The organism is Streptomyces sp. bgisy027 (assembly GCF_057710365.1).
The window spans coordinates 139,174-154,718 of record NZ_JBYIVZ010000002.1 but is presented as its reverse complement, the minus strand read 5'-3'; the positions used below and the strand labels follow the sequence as shown (position 1 = coordinate 154,718).

General features: G+C 71.4%; 18 protein-coding genes. 9 read left to right on the top strand and 9 right to left on the bottom strand.

Going from position 1 to position 15,545, the window contains the following annotated elements:
* Positions 1–40 precede the first annotated feature (40 nt).
* Positions 41–1,513, bottom strand: a complete 1,473-nt coding sequence (locus AC3ETA_RS02705; protein WP_432191176.1) for an exopolysaccharide biosynthesis polyprenyl glycosylphosphotransferase — start codon at positions 1,511–1,513, stop codon at positions 41–43.
* Positions 1,510–2,649: a glycosyltransferase gene (locus tag AC3ETA_RS02700; RefSeq protein WP_432191175.1), complete on the bottom strand. Its 1,140-nt coding sequence runs from the start codon at positions 2,647–2,649 to the stop codon at positions 1,510–1,512. The genes AC3ETA_RS02705 and AC3ETA_RS02700 overlap by 4 nt, the downstream gene beginning before the upstream one ends.
* A gap of 350 nt (positions 2,650–2,999) precedes the next feature.
* Here AC3ETA_RS02700 and AC3ETA_RS02695 point away from each other — a divergent pair, with 350 nt between their 5' ends.
* Together AC3ETA_RS02695 and AC3ETA_RS02690 are read left to right on the top strand one after the other, a co-directional pair.
* On the top strand, positions 3,000–3,791 hold the full coding sequence (locus tag AC3ETA_RS02695) for a F0F1 ATP synthase subunit B (protein WP_432191174.1): 792 nt from the start codon (positions 3,000–3,002) through the stop codon (positions 3,789–3,791).
* A 147-nt stretch (positions 3,792–3,938) separates the two neighbouring features.
* Positions 3,939–4,244 carry a hypothetical protein gene (locus AC3ETA_RS02690; RefSeq protein WP_030949944.1) on the top strand — a complete coding sequence of 102 codons (306 nt, stop codon included), beginning with the start codon at positions 3,939–3,941 and terminating at the stop codon, positions 4,242–4,244.
* Between the two features lie 330 nt (positions 4,245–4,574).
* Here the strand turns inward: AC3ETA_RS02690 and AC3ETA_RS02685 are convergent, their stop codons facing one another.
* From AC3ETA_RS02685 to AC3ETA_RS02670, 4 genes are all read right to left on the bottom strand, one after another.
* Complete coding sequence (locus tag AC3ETA_RS02685) at positions 4,575–4,895, bottom strand: hypothetical protein (protein ID WP_432191173.1); 321 nt, start codon at positions 4,893–4,895, stop codon at positions 4,575–4,577.
* A 60-nt stretch (positions 4,896–4,955) separates the two neighbouring features.
* Complete coding sequence (locus tag AC3ETA_RS02680; RefSeq protein ID WP_432191172.1) at positions 4,956–5,276, bottom strand: hypothetical protein; 321 nt, start codon at positions 5,274–5,276, stop codon at positions 4,956–4,958.
* 58 nt (positions 5,277–5,334) lie between these two features.
* Positions 5,335–5,691: a hypothetical protein gene (locus AC3ETA_RS02675; RefSeq protein WP_432191171.1), complete on the bottom strand. Its 357-nt coding sequence runs from the start codon at positions 5,689–5,691 to the stop codon at positions 5,335–5,337.
* A 441-nt stretch (positions 5,692–6,132) separates the two neighbouring features.
* Positions 6,133–6,528 carry a hypothetical protein gene (locus AC3ETA_RS02670; protein WP_432191170.1) on the bottom strand — a complete coding sequence of 132 codons (396 nt, stop codon included), beginning with the start codon at positions 6,526–6,528 and terminating at the stop codon, positions 6,133–6,135.
* A 215-nt stretch (positions 6,529–6,743) separates the two neighbouring features.
* Here AC3ETA_RS02670 and AC3ETA_RS02665 point away from each other — a divergent pair, with 215 nt between their 5' ends.
* The 4 genes from AC3ETA_RS02665 to AC3ETA_RS02650 all read left to right on the top strand — a co-directional run bounded on the left by AC3ETA_RS02665 (position 6,744) and on the right by AC3ETA_RS02650 (position 9,631).
* Positions 6,744–7,490 carry a glycoside hydrolase family 16 protein gene (locus AC3ETA_RS02665; RefSeq protein WP_432191169.1) on the top strand — a complete coding sequence of 249 codons (747 nt, stop codon included), beginning with the start codon at positions 6,744–6,746 and terminating at the stop codon, positions 7,488–7,490.
* 104 nt (positions 7,491–7,594) lie between these two features.
* Positions 7,595–8,185 carry a vitamin K epoxide reductase family protein gene (locus AC3ETA_RS02660; protein ID WP_432191168.1) on the top strand — a complete coding sequence of 197 codons (591 nt, stop codon included), beginning with the start codon at positions 7,595–7,597 and terminating at the stop codon, positions 8,183–8,185.
* A gap of 107 nt (positions 8,186–8,292) precedes the next feature.
* Entirely contained in the window at positions 8,293–8,787 is a 495-nt protein-coding gene (locus tag AC3ETA_RS02655; RefSeq protein WP_432191167.1) for a tyrosinase family oxidase copper chaperone, read from the top strand.
* Positions 8,771–9,631, top strand: coding sequence for a tyrosinase family protein (locus AC3ETA_RS02650; RefSeq protein WP_432191166.1), 861 nt, complete (start codon positions 8,771–8,773; stop codon positions 9,629–9,631). The genes AC3ETA_RS02655 and AC3ETA_RS02650 overlap by 17 nt, the downstream gene beginning before the upstream one ends.
* Before the next feature lie 177 nt (positions 9,632–9,808).
* On the opposite strand, the gene AC3ETA_RS02645 is transcribed toward AC3ETA_RS02650, so the two are convergent.
* Positions 9,809–10,768, bottom strand: coding sequence for a D-2-hydroxyacid dehydrogenase family protein (locus AC3ETA_RS02645; protein WP_432191165.1), 960 nt, complete (start codon positions 10,766–10,768; stop codon positions 9,809–9,811).
* A 146-nt stretch (positions 10,769–10,914) separates the two neighbouring features.
* Entirely contained in the window at positions 10,915–11,586 is a 672-nt protein-coding gene (locus AC3ETA_RS02640) for a ScbR family autoregulator-binding transcription factor (protein ID WP_432191164.1), read from the bottom strand.
* 121 nt (positions 11,587–11,707) lie between these two features.
* Here AC3ETA_RS02640 and AC3ETA_RS02635 point away from each other — a divergent pair, with 121 nt between their 5' ends.
* The 3 genes from AC3ETA_RS02635 (at position 11,708) to AC3ETA_RS02625 (ending at position 14,596) form a co-directional block, all read left to right on the top strand.
* Positions 11,708–12,739, top strand: a complete 1,032-nt coding sequence (locus AC3ETA_RS02635; protein WP_432191163.1) for a ScbA/BarX family gamma-butyrolactone biosynthesis protein — start codon at positions 11,708–11,710, stop codon at positions 12,737–12,739.
* 41 nt (positions 12,740–12,780) lie between these two features.
* On the top strand, positions 12,781–13,722 hold the full coding sequence (locus AC3ETA_RS02630; RefSeq protein WP_432191162.1) for an NAD-dependent epimerase/dehydratase family protein: 942 nt from the start codon (positions 12,781–12,783) through the stop codon (positions 13,720–13,722).
* 85 nt (positions 13,723–13,807) lie between these two features.
* Positions 13,808–14,596: an SDR family NAD(P)-dependent oxidoreductase gene (locus AC3ETA_RS02625; protein WP_432191161.1), complete on the top strand. Its 789-nt coding sequence runs from the start codon at positions 13,808–13,810 to the stop codon at positions 14,594–14,596.
* 14 nt (positions 14,597–14,610) lie between these two features.
* Here the strand turns inward: AC3ETA_RS02625 and AC3ETA_RS02620 are convergent, their stop codons facing one another.
* Positions 14,611–15,351: a ScbR family autoregulator-binding transcription factor gene (locus AC3ETA_RS02620; protein ID WP_432191160.1), complete on the bottom strand. Its 741-nt coding sequence runs from the start codon at positions 15,349–15,351 to the stop codon at positions 14,611–14,613.
* Positions 15,352–15,545 lie beyond the last annotated feature (194 nt).

Here is a 15,545-nt window from a genome sequence, read left to right as displayed (position 1 = left end):
CGGGGCGGACCGGGGCCGTCGTGGAAGTGCTCACCGTGGCTCAGCTCCCCGTCGGCCGTACGAACTGGGCCGCCGTGCGCAGCAGGATGCAGATGTCCTGCCACAGCGACCAGTTGTCGATGTAGGCGTTGTCGTAGCGGCACCGGTCCTCGATCGAGGTGTTCCCGCGCAGCCCGTGGACCTGCGCCAGCCCGGTGATCCCCGTCCGCATCCGGTGCCGCGCCGGATAGCCGGGATGCGCCTGGCTGAACTCGGCGACAAAGAAGGGCCGTTCGGGCCGGGGCCCGACCAGGCTCATGTCGCCGCGGAAGACGTTCCACAGCTGGAGCAGTTCGTCCAGCGAGGTGCGGCGCAGGAAGTGGCAGAAGCGGCTCATGTCCTGCTCGTCGGCCACGCTCCAGCGGGTCGCCGCCTCGTGCGCGCTGGCGGGCCGGTGGGTGCGCAGCTTCAGCATCGTGAACGGCCGCCCGTCCTTGCCGATCCGCTCCTGCCGGAACACCACACCCGGCCCGTCCAGGACCCGCAGCACCAGCGCACAGGTCAGCAGGACCGGCGCGACCAGCACCAGCAGCGCACCGGACAGCAGCACGTCCAGTGCCCGCTTGCCCGCGCTGCCGTGCCGCCGCGCACCCTGCGGCCGCAGCAACCGGACGGAGAACCCCGCCAGATGACCGGCCCCCGCCCGGTTCCCGCTCACGCCGTACGACGGCGGATCGGCGTCCAGCTCCCACAGCGCGCACCCGTGCGCGGCCAGCGCCCGCAGTACGGCCGCCTTCTCCACCCGGGTCGCGGCCCCCACCACGAGGACCGTGCGCACACCGTTGCGGACCAGCGCCCGCCGCGCCTCCAGCGCGGTCGTCAGCACCGGCGGCCCGAGCTCGTCGTCGCTCTCGCCGAGGACCTCCGGGTCGTCGGCGACGAGGCCGACCGGCCTCACACCGCAGGCCGGTCGGCGCAGCAGCGCGGCCGACACCCGCCGCGTCGCCGCGAGCGGGCCGACCACCAGCACCGGGCCGGGCCGCCGCCGCAACGCCCGGCGTCGCAGCCCGTGCACGGCCGCGCGCCCCGCGACGGCGGCCGCGCAGTGCACGGCGACCGCGGCGGCCAGCACCGCCAACGGGACGGACCGCAGCGGGGAGAGCGCCGCTACGGCGGCCCATCCCACGGCGATCCGGGCGCAGACGGCGGGCAGTTCGTCGAGCACGCCGGTGACGGCGGAGGTGTCGTAGAGGCACGCCCGCCGGTTCAGGCACAGCACACCGAGCGCGAGCAGGGCGACGACCAGCGGATATCTGTGCGGCGCCGGCAGCATCAGGGCCCCCAGGAGGGCCGCGCCCCCGTCGACGAGCCACAGGGCCGTCCGGAAGCTGCGGGCGGCGGGGCGCGGACGGCGGGCTCCCCGCCCGGCGCCGCCCCGGCGTCCGGCGGCCTGGCCACGGGGGGCGAGGACGGAGACGGCGCCCCCGGGGGCCTGCGGCCCCGCGGGCGAGGCGACAGTACTTTCCGCGGTCATGTGGTGATGCACTTTCTGCCCTCGTCGGATCCGGACATCTGCGTGGCGGTGAGACCGAGCAGCTCGCGGTACACGTCGGTCACCGCGTCCGTGGTCTGGCGCAGATCGTGCGCGCGCAGCACGTGCGAGCGGCCCTGCGCGCCGAGCGCCGAGCGCAGCGGCTCGTCCCGCAGCAGCGTCGTGAGCGCCCGCGCCAGCGCCCCGGGGTCCTCGGACGGCACCAGGCAGTCCGGCCGATGGGCGGCGGGCAGGCTCTCGGCGGCCCCGTCCACGTCCGTGACGACGACCGGCCGGCCGCACGCCATGGCCTCCAACGGGGCGAGCGCCATGCCCTCCCAGCGGGACGGCAGGACCACGACATCGGCGGCCCGGTACCAGACGGCGACGTCCGGCGTCCCGCCGGCGAACCGCACCGACGCGGGCGCCGACGCGCGCAGCCGCCCGGTGTCCGGGCCGTCACCCACGAGCACCAGCCGTGCCCCGGGGACCTGTTGCTCGACCTCGGGCCAGGCCCGAAGGAGCACGTCCTGACCCTTTTGGCGGCACAGCCGCCCCACGCACACCACGAGCGGCCCCGCACCGGAGCGCGCGCTCTCCCCCTCCGGCCGGAACCGGTCGGTGTCGACGCCGTTGGGGACCACCTGCCAGCGGGCGGAGATGCCGGCCCGGTATCCGGTACGCCGCTCGGCCTCGCTCACACACAGCACCCGCTTCGCCCAGCGCGCCCCGAACCGTTCCCAGGCCAGCGCCACCCGGGCGACGGCTCCGTCGGCGGCCTCGAACGACCAGGCGTGCGGCTGGAAGACGGTGGGCAGGGCGCCGCGCACCGCGAGCCTCGCCGCGAGCCCGGCCTTCGCGCTGTGCGCGTGCACCAGGTCCGGCCGCACGTCGCGCACCAGCCGCGACAGCCGCCGTACCTCGCCCGGCAGCCGGAGCCCCGGCGAGCGGGTCGCGTCCCAGCGCAGGACCCGGCAGCCCAGCGCGCGTACGTCGTAGGCCAGCGTGCCGCCCCTCGGACAGACCACGCTCACCCGCAGCCCCGCGGCGAGTTGTGCCGCGGCCAGGTCCGTCACGACCCGCGCCACACCCCCCTCGACGGGCTGGGCGACATGCAGGATGTGCGGCGCGATGCGCATGACCGAAGCTGCCCTTCCGAAGAAATGAGTCCGAACCAGTAACACGATGTGTGGCTCGCGTTCCCGATGTAAGATCCCGCGCCTGTTCGAGAGGGTCTGCGCTTCAACCGGCTTCGTGGGTTCAGCAGATAAGCAGTACCAGCCACTTATCCATATTTATCTTCTATCCGGTCAACAGTGTTGGAGCGGCAGCGTTTTCCGGGTTGTTTCCCGTGCGGGACCACCCGTTCGGAGTCGTCGTCCGGTGTGGTTTTCAGAATGGTCTGTTCGGAGTGGTGAGCGGTTGCGGGCGCGCCGTGCCGGTTTAACGGTGATCGCACGATCCGAAAACTCACTTCGAGGTGAACTCCATGCCTTCAACGAACACCCGGCACCTCGCCACTTCCGCCCTGTGCGCGGCACTCCTGCTGGGCACGGCGGCCGCACCGGCGCTCGCCGCCCCACCGGACTCCGGGCGTACGGCCGTCCGAAGTCAGACCCCGGCCCTGGCCGGCCTCGGCACCGCACTGACCCCGGTGACGCACCTGCTGAACAGCTCGGTCTACGCCGACGACGACCCGCTCACCGAGGCGGAGGCGAAGGAGCTCGCGGACGCCGTCGCGGAGGCCCGGAAGGAGATCGACGCGGCCCTGAAGGAGGCCGAGCAGGCCCGCAAGGATGCCGAGCAGGCCAGAATGGACGCCCTCGCGGAGGCCCGGAAGGAGATCGACGCGGCCCTGAAGGAGGCCGAGCAGGCCCGCAAGGATGCCGAGCAGGCCAGAACGGACGCCCTCGCCGAGGCCCAGAAAGAGATCGACGCGGCCCTGAAGGAGGTCGAGGCGGCCAAGAAGGAGGCGCTCGCCGAGGCGGCAGCGGCAATCGCGGAGGCCACGGCGGAGACGACGACCGTGGCCACGACCGAGACGGCCACCGGGACATCGACCGGTACGACGACCACGCAGACCAGTGAGTCGGCCTCCCAGACGACGAACTTCACCTCGGACGCCCTCGGCGTGCTCGGCAAGACGCTCAGCGACCTGCTGAGCGCGCTCACCTCCCTCGGCTCCCAGGAAGAGGTCGACACCAGCGCCGACAACGTGCTCACGTCCCTCGTGAACGTCAAGGTCGCCACGCAGCTCGACCGCGAACTGCCCGTAGCCTGAACCTTGTGACCCGTTGTGCCGGCAATGCCCGGCGCAACGGGTCTTTTCGTATGAGTTCCTGCAACTTGAGAGCGCAGAGTTTCCCGGGGGGTCCCCCTCTCGTTAGCCCGGGAGAACGAGGACCGGTTTTACCTGGAAAGGACCACGATGAAGAACCTGAAGGCTGCTGCCGTAGTCGCCGGCTCCATTGCCATTGCCGGCGCCGCTGTCCCCGCCTCCGCGGTGGACATGTCGGGGCAGGGCCTCGTCGACAACGGTAAGACGGTCGCCCGTAGCCTCCCCACCGCCGCCAAGCTGCCGACCGGCTACGTCGGCAACAACGTCAAGCGCACGGCGGACAAGGTGAAGACCGGCGTGAAGGATTCGGGCATGGTGAAGACCCCCGTCTTCGGCGGCACGCTGCCGAACCCCGTCGACGGCCAGCTGCTCGGTGGACTTCCGCTCAACAGGTGAGTTCGCGGCCCATCGGCTCGCGCTCGGGGCCGGCTCCGCATCCCGCGGAGCCGGCCCTTCGCCATGTCCGGCCCGCCGGATGTGACGGAGTGTGATTTTCGGCGGCCTCGTTGGGCCGAACGGACGACTCCGGGTGACCACGGGTGAGATGGTCGCGTTGGTCCATGTGAATGGGCGCTCTTTCCTCCTTGCCGGCGCTCTCGAAATGTCTGTGGGCCCTGTCCGCTCTCCGAGGCGGACGGGGCCCACAGCTTTTGCCTGGAACGCGGCGAGGAACGCCGATGGCGGCCCACCGGGAATCCGGCGGACCGCCATCGAGTGAAGGACTGATCAGAACAGGAAGCCGCCGATGTACGGGGCCTTCTGCTGCTGGTCGATCTTGGCCGTGTTGCAGGCGGCGTAGTGCGAGTTCGGCGCCACGACGCCACCGAGGACGGCGCCGTTCGACCACGGGGCGAGGCAACGGCCGTCGATGACGGCACCGTTGACGATGGCGAGCCCCTGCTGCGGGTCGTTCACGACGACCGGGGACCCCGAGAAGCCGCTACCGCCCTTGACGGTGGTGGTCTCGGTGTCGGCCGCGGCGGCGCCACCGGTCGCGAGGACAATGCCTGCGGCAATGGCGGAAACAGCCATAACCTTGTTGCGCATGAGTTGAGCCTTTCCGGGCTGCGATGGGGGGTACCTGCTTCGAATTGCTCGAAGCAGGAGTCAGAACAGCAGTCCGCCCTTGTAGGCGGCCTTCTGCTGCTGGTCGACCGTCGCCGTGTTGCAGGCGGCGTAGTGCGAGTTCGGCGCGGGGACGCCGGCCAGCACGGCACCGTTCGACCACGGGGCGACACAGCGGAGGTCGGCCACGGTGCCATTGACGATCACAAGGCCCTGCTGCGGGGCGTTCACGACGACCGGGGACGCCGAGAAGCCGCTGCCACCCTCGACCCGGGTGACGTTGGTGTCGGCCGCGGCGGTGCCGCCTGCCGCGAGGGCGATGCCTGCCGCGAGGGCGGAAATGGCCGTAACCTTGTTACGCATGGGGAGCGCCTTTCGGGGCTGCGTTGGGGGATTCACCTGCTAATGCTCGGGGCGATGCTCAGAACAGGAAGCCCGCGACGTACGGGGCCTTCTGCTGCTGGTCGACCTTCTCCGTGTTGCAGGCGGCGTAGTGCGAGTTCGGCGCCGCGACGCCACCGAGGACGGCTCCGTTGGACCACGGGGCGACGCAGCGGCCGTCGATGAAGGTGCCGTTGATGACGAGGACACCCTGCTGCGGCTCGTTCACGACGACGGGGGAGGCGGAGAAGCCGCTGCCGCCCTTGACCGTAGTGGTGGTGCCGCTGGTGCCGTTGCTGCTGTCGCCGTTGCCGTAGCCGCCCGCGGAGGCGATGCCGGCGGTGCTGACGACGGTGCTGAGGGCGAGGGCCGTGATGACCGCGAACTTCTTGGGCAACTCGGTTCCTTCCTGAATTCACGGTTGCGCACGCTTACGAAAAGGAAACCCGTATATGCATGCATAAGTCACGGCGGGAACATTCAAACGCGGGCAGATTCCATCGGATGGCGCAACGTGGTGTGCCATGCGGTGGACACGGGTTTCCGTCCATTGCCGGAACGGGCTCTCCCCAAGAATGGCGGCCGGTGCATCCGAATAGATTCAGGACGGCCGCCGACATACGTCCGGCCCACCGGCGAGGGGAAGGCCGGTGGGCCGGACGATGGTTCACGGGTGCCGGTGGGCCGGCGGGCCCGCCGCGCGCGGATCTGGAACTGCGGGTCCGGATCCAGCGTCCGGGCCTGCCGACGGTCTCCGGCCGCCGAGAACCGGATCAGAGATGGGGAATTCCGGGTCCGGCCTTCGCCGGTACGGCCGACTCGTAAGGATGCCGGGCCGTCACTTGCCGGGGAGCAGGGTGCCGAGACCGGCGGCGGTCGGCGCCTTCAGCGGGCGGACCTGCACGGAGCCGCTGCCGGCCGGGTTCTTCACCGGAATCGTGGGCTTCTTGACGGCGCCCGGGTCCATGCCGTCCAGGTAGATGCCGGACATCGGGCTCGTGCTGTTCTTGTCGAACGCGCTGCCCTTGGCGACCCCGCCGTCACGGGCGAGCCGCGTCACCGTGTCGGCGGCCGGCACGACCGCCGGGGTGACCTTGGTCGGGGACATGAGCCCGAGCGGGCTGCTGGGAAGTCCCGAACCACCGCCGACGGCGGCCGACGCCGCGACAGCGGAACCGCCCACAAGACCCGCACCGATCGCCAACGCCGCAGTGGTGAAAACTGCCTTCTTCATGATTCACCTCGCTTGAAAGTACCTCTGATCCGACGGTTGGAGAACATAGCAGTCCATCGGCACTGCAAAAGCGACGCGTTACTCCATACGCGTGAAAGTCGGCGAGGTGAAGAATGTAATGTGCAGAGGCATTCGGAGGGATTGGCGTCTGGTCCTCGGAGTAATTCATCCTATGGTGCTTCCGGATCGGCGGGACCACCTGCATGATCGGAAATATGAAATTCAGCGCTCTCCTCGACATGTTCACCGGCGGCGATAAATCTACGCCGCCCCGGACCCCGCCCGGATCGCTGATCTGGGCGGAGGAGTTCGACGCGCCCATCGCCTGGGGCGCCCGCTGGGTCGGCGACCGCACCAGCGCGTTCCGCTACTGCGACCACAACCCGGACGACAACAAGCTCGACTGGCTCGACCCCGCCTGCATCACCGTCTCGGACGGCGTGGCCACCTTCACCGCCACCCCCGACGGCCGCCCCCTCGAGAACGGCCGACCGGCCTGGCGCACCGGGCTGCTCACCACCGAGTACTCCGACGAGGGCTTCCGGGTGCGCACCGGCGACCTCGTCGAGACCCGCGTCCGGCTGCCCTCGGGCATGGGGGCCTGGCCCGCGCTGTGGACCTGGAAGGACGGCGAGAACGAGGTCGACAGCTTCGAGTACCACCCGGACAACCCGCACCTGCTGGAGCTGTCCAACCACGTCAACCACGCGGCGACGTACTTCACCGACGCGGACGCGGTCGCCCCCGGCCGCTGGGTGACCATCGGCACCCGCTACGGCGCACGGTGCGTCGAGTGGTTCGTCAACGGCGAGCGGGTCTTCGCCGACGACACCGGCGTCGGCCATGACTGGTCGGCGTATCTGATCCTGAACCTGTCGCTGAGCGCCGGCGAGCATCACCCGGCGCCCTGCGGCCCGGACCCGGTCACCTTCGACGTGGACCATCTGCGGGTCTACCGCTGACCGCGTCGCCACGATCCCCCGTTCGGGCGGCGGGCCCGATGGTCGTCGGCCGGTCGGGTGCGAGCGTGCCGGAAGGTGCCGCGGGCCGCCGATAAGGTCGCGCGGTGGTCCCTAACTCACGTGCCGGTGCCGGCCGGGCGTTCGCCCTGCTGGTGGTGATCTGCGGGGCGGCCGGACTGGTGGCCTCCTGGGTCATCACCCTCGACAGGTTCAAGCTGCTGGAGGACCCCGACTTCACCCCGGGCTGCAGTCTGAACCCGGTGGTGTCCTGCGGCAGCGTGCTGGAGAGCGACCAGGCCGAGGCCTTCGGGTTCCCCAACCCGATGCTCGGCCTGGTGGCCTACGGCATCGTGATCTGCGTCGGTGTGAGCCTGCTGACCGGGGTCACCTTCCCGCGCTGGTACTGGCTGACCTTCGCGGCCGGCTGTCTGTTCGGGGTCGGGTTCGTCTCCTGGCTCCAGTTCGAGTCCCTGTACCGCATCAACGCCCTGTGCCTGTGGTGCGCTCTGGCCTGGCTCGCGACGATCCCGCTGTTCTGGTACGTGACGTCCCTCGTCGTGCGGGCCGGTTTCCTGCCCGCGCCGCGTCCGGTGCGGGCCTTCTTCGAGGAGTTCACCTGGGTGCTGCCGGTGCTGCACATCGGCGTCGTCGGCATGCTGATCCTGACCCGGTGGTGGGACTTCTGGACAAGCTGACCATTGCTGCAGCCGGGGCGACACGGCCGTACGGATGCCTCGGTGCGGACGGCTCGGCGCCCGGAACTGCTACTCGTACGAAGACCGAACCGTACGAGGAGTGAGCGATGGCCGTCAGCGCAGGTGGGGTTCCGGTGGGCGGGGTCCCGGGCTCCAACGCCCCCGCGGGCAGCGGGTCACGGGCCTGGACGCGGCGGGAGGCGGCGCGGCTGCTGCTGGCCTCGTCCGCCCTGGCGCTGGCCCCCGTCATCACCGCCTCCCGGCCCTCCCGTTCCGCCGACCGGCCGCCCGGCGGCGGTCCCTTCGACGAGACCTACCGGGGCCGCCGTATCCAGGGCAGTCCGGTCTCCCACGGCGGCCTCAGCGCCCTCGATGTCGCCTGGCACGTCACGGTGGACGGCCGGCCGCTGCATCTGATGCGCCGGGCCGACGGCACCTGGCTGAGCATGGTCGACCACTACAGCTGGTACGGGACCCCGCTGGAGGCGACCCGTGCGGCCGTCGACGAGCTCGGGCCCCGCGGACAGCTGCGCCAGCTGGCTCCCGGGCCGTTCGGCGGCGGACATCCGCACAGGGAGGCACAGCATGGTGTACGTGCGTAAGAACGTGAGCAAGCTGACGCGCACCGAGCGCCGGCGGTTCGTCGAGGCAATGCTGACGGTCAAGCGGCGGGGCGAGTACGACGAGTTCGTACGGCTGCACATCGCGCACTTCGTCGGGGACGGCGACCGGGGCCTGCGGGCCGCGCACATGACGCCCTCCTTCCTGCCCTGGCACCGCATGTTCCTGCTGGACCTGGAGGACGCGCTGCGCCGCGTCGACGACTCGGTGACGGTGCCGTACTGGGACTGGACGAAGGACCGCGGGACCAACTCGCTGCCCTGGACCGACGATCTGCTCGGCGGCAACGGGCGGCCCGGCGACCGGCAGGTGATGACCGGGCCGTTCGCCCGGGCGACGGGCGACTGGACCATCAGGGCCAGCGTCACCGCGGGCGACTTCCTCACCCGGGACCTGGGCCGCTCCCGCAGCCCGATCGGCCTGCCCACCAAGGCCGATCTGAAGCAGGCGCTGGACGACCCCGTGTACGACGTCGAGCCCTGGAACTCGACGGTGAGCAGGGGATTCCGCAACAAGCTGGAGGGCTGGGGCCGCGGCCCGGAGTCCTGGCGCAACCACAACCGGGTGCACCGCTGGGTGGGGGGCGCCATGCTCGGCGGCGCCTCCGTCAACGACCCGGTGTTCTGGCTGCACCACGCCTTCATCGACATGCAGTGGACCCGGTGGCAGCAACGCCATCGCAACCACCGCTACCTGCCGGACAGGCCGCCCGGCCGCGGCAGCGTCCAGTACCGGCGGATCGTCGCCCGGCACGAACGGCTCCCGCCGTGGGACGTGACACCGGACGACCTGGAGGACGTGTCCCGGATCTACCGGTACGCGTAGGAGAAAGCCGCTCCGCGACCGGCGCCCGGGTCGATCAGCCTCCGCGCACGGCAACCGGTCCCACAAAACAACCGGTCCGGCTGTTCGCCGAGCGCTTCGGTCCTGAACGGGCCTCGTCCTCGCACGCCGGTCGGGCCGAGCCCTGTCGACCGGCGCCGAGAGCGCCTGACCCGGGTGTCAGGGCAGCCGGCGTACCGGCGAACCCGCCAGGTAGGCCTGGATGTCCTCGACCGCCTGGCCGTAGTACGTCGCGTAGTTGGCCTGCGAGACATAGCCCAGGTGAGGGGTGGCCAGCAGGCGGGGGGCCGTGCGCATCGGGTGGTCGGCGGGCAACGGCTCGACGTCGAAGACGTCCACCCCGGCTCCCGCGATCCGGGCCTCGTCGAGGGCGGCCAGCAGGGCGTCCTGGTCGACGATCGCCGCGCGTGAGGTGTTGATCAGATACGCCGTCGGCTTGAGCAGGGCGAGTTCGGGTGCGCCGAGCAGGCCGCGGGTGCGGTCGCCGAGGGCGAGGTGGACGGAGACGAAGTCGCTCTCGGCGAGCAACTCCTCCTTGGAGGAAGCCAGATGGACGCCCACCTCGTCGGCGTACTCCTTGGTGAGGTTCTGGCTCCACGCGCTGACGTGCATGCCGAACGCGAGGCCGATGTGTGCGACCCGGCTGCCGATCTTGCCCAGGCCGAGCAGGCCCAGGCGGCGGCCGTGCAGGTCGGCGCCGACCGTGCTCTGCCAGGGGCCGCCCGAGCGCAGCGCGTCGTTCTCCTGGACGAGGCCGCGGGCGAGGCCCAGCAGCAGGGCCCAGGTGAGTTCGACGGGCGGTGCGGAGGAGCTGGCCGTGCCGCAGACGGTGACGCCGTGCGCCTCGGCGGCGGCGTAGTCGATGACGGTGTTGCGCATGCCGGAGGCGATCAGCAGCCGCAGCCGGGGGAGCCGGGCCAGCAGTGCGGCGGGGAAGGCGACACGTTCGCGCAGTGTGACCACGATGTCGAAGTCGGCGAGGGCCGCGGCCAGCGCGTCCTCGTCGGGGAGGTGGGTGGTGAAGGGGACGACCTCCACGTCGTCCGCGAGCGGCGACCAGTCGGCGGCTCTCGTCGCCGCGTCCTGGAAGTCGTCGAGCACAGCACAGCGCAGCCGCACGGTGGTTCCTTTCGTGGCCGGGGCGGACGACCGAACTGGAACGACTGTACGGAAGCGGGGCGGGTACGGCCGATTCGGGCCGGTGAGTCGTGAGAGGGGAGTTCCGAGCGACCAGACCGATCGGTTTGGTCACCGGTGTGCGTTCGCTAACCCTGCGTCACGGACGCGGCGGGTGCCGGGGAGTTCGCCTCGTACTCCTCGAAGACGCGCTCGCCCCGGTCCGGCGAGAGGTCGAGGGCGGCCAGCAGGGCCGGCGTGGAGATGCTCGGCAGGACGTGCCGCAGCAGGACGGAGACGCGGCGGCCGAGATCGGCGCGGTTGCAGCCGGCCTGGCTCATCGCCTGGACGCCGGCGAAGGCGCCGGTGAGGAACTCGGCGGTGTCGGTCACGTCGATGTGCGGCAGGAGTTCGCCCTGGGACCGTGCCTCGGTGAGGATCTGCTCCAGCTGTTCGGTCCAGGCACGGAACGCGGCGTCGCGGTCCAGTTCGCGTGCGCCCTGGTCAAGGGCGAGGGAGACGCCCGCCTGCACCAGCGGATCGTGCTGCAGCCGGTGGGCCATGACCATGCCGTGGTCGACGAGCTTCTGGAGCTTGCTGGATCTCTCGGGGAGCCGGTCGAGGGGCAGTTGGGCCTCCAGTACGCCCAGCGCGACCTCCTCCTTGGAGGAGAAGTGGAAGTACAGGGCGCCCCGGGTGACGCCCGCGCGGTTGAGGATCTCCTCCACCGTGGCCGAGGCGTAGCCGCGCTCGCCGAACACCCTCGCGGCCGCTTCGAGGATCGAACGCCGGGTCCTGATCGCACGGTCCTGCTGGGCCATGGGTCCCTCCACCGTGTGCATGAAGCGCATTACGCCGCGTATTGAAAAGAAAACCGGATCACACGTATGTTACTCGTCGGGCGGGGGTGACTCGCTCTGGCGAATGAGCTCGGGGGGAGCCATGGACCGGGTGCGATCTCTCGACGGAACCGCACGGGACGAGCAAACCACAGAGGCTGTCCGGCCCGTCCCTGCAACGGTCGCATGGCACACGGGGGTTACCGGCGAGCAGGTGCACCGGCCGGACCCGCGGGACGCCTTCCCGGTGGCCTGGCGCCGGCTGGACGACACCCACTTCCAGGTCAGGGCACGATGGCCGCGCAGGCACCGGTTCTTCTCCGAGGTGGCCGGGCGCTTCCAGGACCCGCTGCTGATACCGGAGACCCTGCGGCAGGGCTCGATGCTGCTGGCCCACGCCGCGTTCGCGGTGCCCGTCGGGGACCGGTTCGTGATGCAGCGCATCCGGTACTCGACCTCGCCGGCCAGGATGCTGCTCGACGACGCGTCCGAGGACGTCGTCGCCGACATCACCTGCGGCGACGTACGGCGCCGGGGCCGGCGGCTGGCGGGCATGCGGTGCGCCATGGTGCTGCGCCGGAAGGGCCGGGTCGTCGCCACCGCCGACGGACGGCTCGACTGCGTCTCGGAACGGGCCTACCGCCGACTGCGCGGTGAGCGGCTGTTCCTGACCGGCTGTCCGGTGCCGCTGCTGCCGGGCCTGCCGCCGCAGGCGGTCGGTCGTGAGGACGCCGCCGCCGTCGTCCTGGCCCCGTCCCCGCGCCCCGGGGCCTGGCAGCTCCGGGTCAACACCGCGCATCCCACCCTGTTCCGGCGGCCCGACGACCATGTGCCGGGCTTCGTCCTGCTGGAGGCGGCCCGGCAGGCCGCGACGGCTTTCTCGCTCTTCCCCGGCCGGATGGTCGTCACCGACATGGACATGGTCTTCTCCCGGTACGCCGAACTCGACAGCCCCTGCTGGATCGAGGCCGACGCCCTGACCGAGGGCGACCCCGACCCGAGCACGGTCAGGGTGCGCGGCCTCCAGGACGAGGGCGAGGTCTTCCGCTGTACCGTGACGGTCGCGGCGTCGGAGTCCGCCGTACCGCCCCTCGACCGCTGCGGCTTTCGCGGCGGGCCCGGCGCCGAGCGCTGACGGTGACGAACGGACCGTCGGCCGAGAGGGAGGAACCCACCGTGTCAGCACGCATCCTCGTCACCGGAGGAAGCGGCTTCATCGGCCGGCATGTCCTCGCCGCCCTCGGGGAGTCGAGCGGTGTCACGCCGTCCCGGGTCCGGCTGCTGCTGCGCGATCCCGCCCGCCCGTCGGCGGGCGGCGCCCCTCAGGCGGACGTCGTACGGGGGGACCTCGCCGACCCGGAGTCGCTGCGCGGGGTCTGCGACGGCGTCGACGTCGTCCTGCACTGTGCCTCGTACATCGGTGACGACGAGCGGCGCAACGAGACCGTCAACGACCACGGCACCCGCGCCCTCGTCGAGGAGGCGGCGCGTGCCGGGGCGGGCCGGGTCGTGTACGTGAGCACGGCCGCGGTGTACGGCCGCGGGCCCTTCACCGGTGCCCTGCCGGGGGAGTTGCCGCTCGCGCCGGCCTCGCCGACCAGCCGTTCCCGTGCCGCCGCCGAGCGGCATGTGCTGGACGCGGGCGGGGCCGTGCTGCGCCCGCACCTCGTCCTCGGGGCCGGCGACCACTGGGTGGTTCCCGGGCTCGCCGCGCTGCTGGGCGTGCTGTCGGCGGGGCTCAAGGAGTGCGCGGCCCGGCATTCCGCGGTCGACGTGCGGGCGTTGGGGCGCGCGGTGGTCGCCGCCGGGCTGTCGGACCGGGACCTCGTGGGCGTACACCACGTCAACCACTCGCAGCCGGTGGACTGTTCGGAACTCCTCGACACCGTGGCGGGCCGGCTCGGGCTGCGGCTGCCGGGTGCCGCCGTGGACATCGACGAGGCGCGGGACCGGCTCGCCGGGCAGCCGCGCGCACTGCACCACCTCGGCATGCTCGCCGTGGACCACTGGTTCGCGGACGACGGCTTCTGGGCCGGCGTCGGCGTCGACCCCGGAGCGGGGTTCGCGGAGAGCCTGGCCGAACACGCGCCGTGGTACCGGAAGTTCCTGGCCGGCTGAGCCGGGGATCATGCGCTTCCCTCTTCCTTGAACCCTCGTTCCGTATTTCCCGACCTCCCCTTCCTCCTCGACACGCAAGGTCTTCGTGAACACCAAACGCGCACTGACGGACAAGATCGCACTGGTCACCGGAGCCGGCCGGGGGATCGGCAGAGGCATCGCCGAGCGGCTCGCGGACGACGGGGCGCTGGTCGGCGTCCACTACGGCCGCAGCGAGGCCGCCGCACTGGACGTGATCGCGGGCATACGCGACAGCGGCGGCCGGGCCTTCCCGGTCGGGGCGGAGCTCGGGGTGCCCGGTGACGTGGACGCCGTCTTCGCGGCCTTCGACGCCGGTGTACGGGAGCAGACGGGGGCGGCGGGCGGCGCCGAGGGCACGCTCGACATCCTCGTGAACAACGCGGGCGTGAGCGGTTCGGGACCGATCGGGAAAGCGGACCCGGAGGTCTTCGACCGCATGATCGCCGTGAACGCCAAGGCTCCCTTCTTCCTCGTGCAGGGGGCGCTGACGCGGATGCGGGACGGCGGGCGGGTCGTCAACATCTCCTCGCTCGCCTCACGACGCGCCTTCCCGGAGTCCGTCGCGTACGCCATGTCCAAGGGGGCGCTGGACACGATGACCCTGGCTCTGGCGAAGGAACTCGCCGGGCGCGGCATCACCGTCAACACCGTCTCGCCCGGGTTCATCGAGACGGACATGAACGCCCGGCGCCGGGCGACCCCCGAGGCGCGGGCCACCCTGGCCGCGCGCTCCGCCTTCGACCGGATCGGCCGCCCCTCGGACGTGGCGGACGTGGTCGCCTTCCTCGCCTCCGACGACTCCCGGTGGATCACCGGCCAGTACCTCGACGTCAGCGGGGGCACCGATCTGTGACGGCGGCCCGGACCTCACGGCGCGGACGGGCCGGCGGGGGTGGGCGGGCCGGCGGGGGCCGGGACGCAGCCCGTGTGCAGGGCCGTGGCCGTGGCCGTGGCCGTGGCCGTCGCCGTGGCCGTCGCCGAGGCCCGGTGCGCCGCGTCCGTGCCCGCCGGGTCCAGCCTCGGCAGGGTCCTGGCCGTTGCGAGCGTGGGCAGCAGCAGTTCCCAGAACGCCGTGAGGGTGGCGCGGGACAGCCACTCCGGATCGGACCTGCTCAACACCTCGTACCCGACCGTCGAGGCCACCAGGGCAGCCGCCATGTGCTGCTGGGCCACGCCCTGGGCGAGGGTGCGCCCGTCTCCGGCCTCGGTCAGGAGCTGCTGCACACAGCACTGCCACTCCTGACGCAGATCGAGCCCCGTGTCCGGCTCGGTCTCGCAGCCGAGGACGAAACCGGCGCGTACGACGGTGCTGCGGCGGAGCAGATCGGCCAGCGCGTGCGAGACGTCGACCAGGGCCTGGAGCGCGCTGGTGCGCCGGCCGTGGACGAGGCGGGCGGCTCGGCGCAGCGAGTGCGAGGCCTCGTTGCGCAGGGCCTCGGCCAGAGCGGCCTTGTTCTCGAAGTGGAAGTGCAGCGCGCCGGAACTGACCCCGGCCTCGGCGCTGATGACGGACAGCTTCGCCTTGTCGTAGCCGTGCCGCAGGAACTCCCCGGCCGCCGCGAGCAGCAGCGCGTCACGGGTGCGGGCGGCTCGTTCCTGCTTGATCATCGTCGGCCTCTCAGCCGCACCGCGATTTCCCTGATGCTCACTTCCGGCTCCTCCCGTTCCTATCCGGGTGAAGAGGGGTGATGGATCATAACAAACCGTTCTGACGGTTTGTCAGCCTCCAGTCCGGCGACCGGGAAGGCGCCTTCGGCCTGCGAAGTCGCGCGAAAACGACGTCATTTGCGCGTCACGCTGTT

Bases quoted from the DNA above. Each gene is read 5' to 3' on its own strand.
- AC3ETA_RS02705 (WP_432191176.1), bottom strand. From the start codon at position 1,513: ATGACCGCGGAAAGTACTGTCGCCTCGCCCGCGGGGCCGCAGGCCCCC.
- AC3ETA_RS02700 (WP_432191175.1), bottom strand. From the start codon at position 2,649: ATGCGCATCGCGCCGCACATCCTGCATGTCGCCCAGCCCGTCGAGGGG.
- AC3ETA_RS02695 (WP_432191174.1), top strand. From the start codon at position 3,000: ATGCCTTCAACGAACACCCGGCACCTCGCCACTTCCGCCCTGTGCGCG.
- AC3ETA_RS02690 (WP_030949944.1), top strand. From the start codon at position 3,939: ATGAAGAACCTGAAGGCTGCTGCCGTAGTCGCCGGCTCCATTGCCATT.
- AC3ETA_RS02685 (WP_432191173.1), bottom strand. From the start codon at position 4,895: ATGCGCAACAAGGTTATGGCTGTTTCCGCCATTGCCGCAGGCATTGTC.
- AC3ETA_RS02680 (WP_432191172.1), bottom strand. From the start codon at position 5,276: ATGCGTAACAAGGTTACGGCCATTTCCGCCCTCGCGGCAGGCATCGCC.
- AC3ETA_RS02670 (WP_432191170.1), bottom strand. From the start codon at position 6,528: ATGAAGAAGGCAGTTTTCACCACTGCGGCGTTGGCGATCGGTGCGGGT.
- AC3ETA_RS02665 (WP_432191169.1), top strand. From the start codon at position 6,744: ATGAAATTCAGCGCTCTCCTCGACATGTTCACCGGCGGCGATAAATCT.
- AC3ETA_RS02655 (WP_432191167.1), top strand. From the start codon at position 8,293: ATGGCCGTCAGCGCAGGTGGGGTTCCGGTGGGCGGGGTCCCGGGCTCC.
- AC3ETA_RS02650 (WP_432191166.1), top strand. From the start codon at position 8,771: ATGGTGTACGTGCGTAAGAACGTGAGCAAGCTGACGCGCACCGAGCGC.
- AC3ETA_RS02640 (WP_432191164.1), bottom strand. From the start codon at position 11,586: ATGGCCCAGCAGGACCGTGCGATCAGGACCCGGCGTTCGATCCTCGAA.
- AC3ETA_RS02635 (WP_432191163.1), top strand. From the start codon at position 11,708: ATGGACCGGGTGCGATCTCTCGACGGAACCGCACGGGACGAGCAAACC.
- AC3ETA_RS02620 (WP_432191160.1), bottom strand. From the start codon at position 15,351: ATGATCAAGCAGGAACGAGCCGCCCGCACCCGTGACGCGCTGCTGCTC.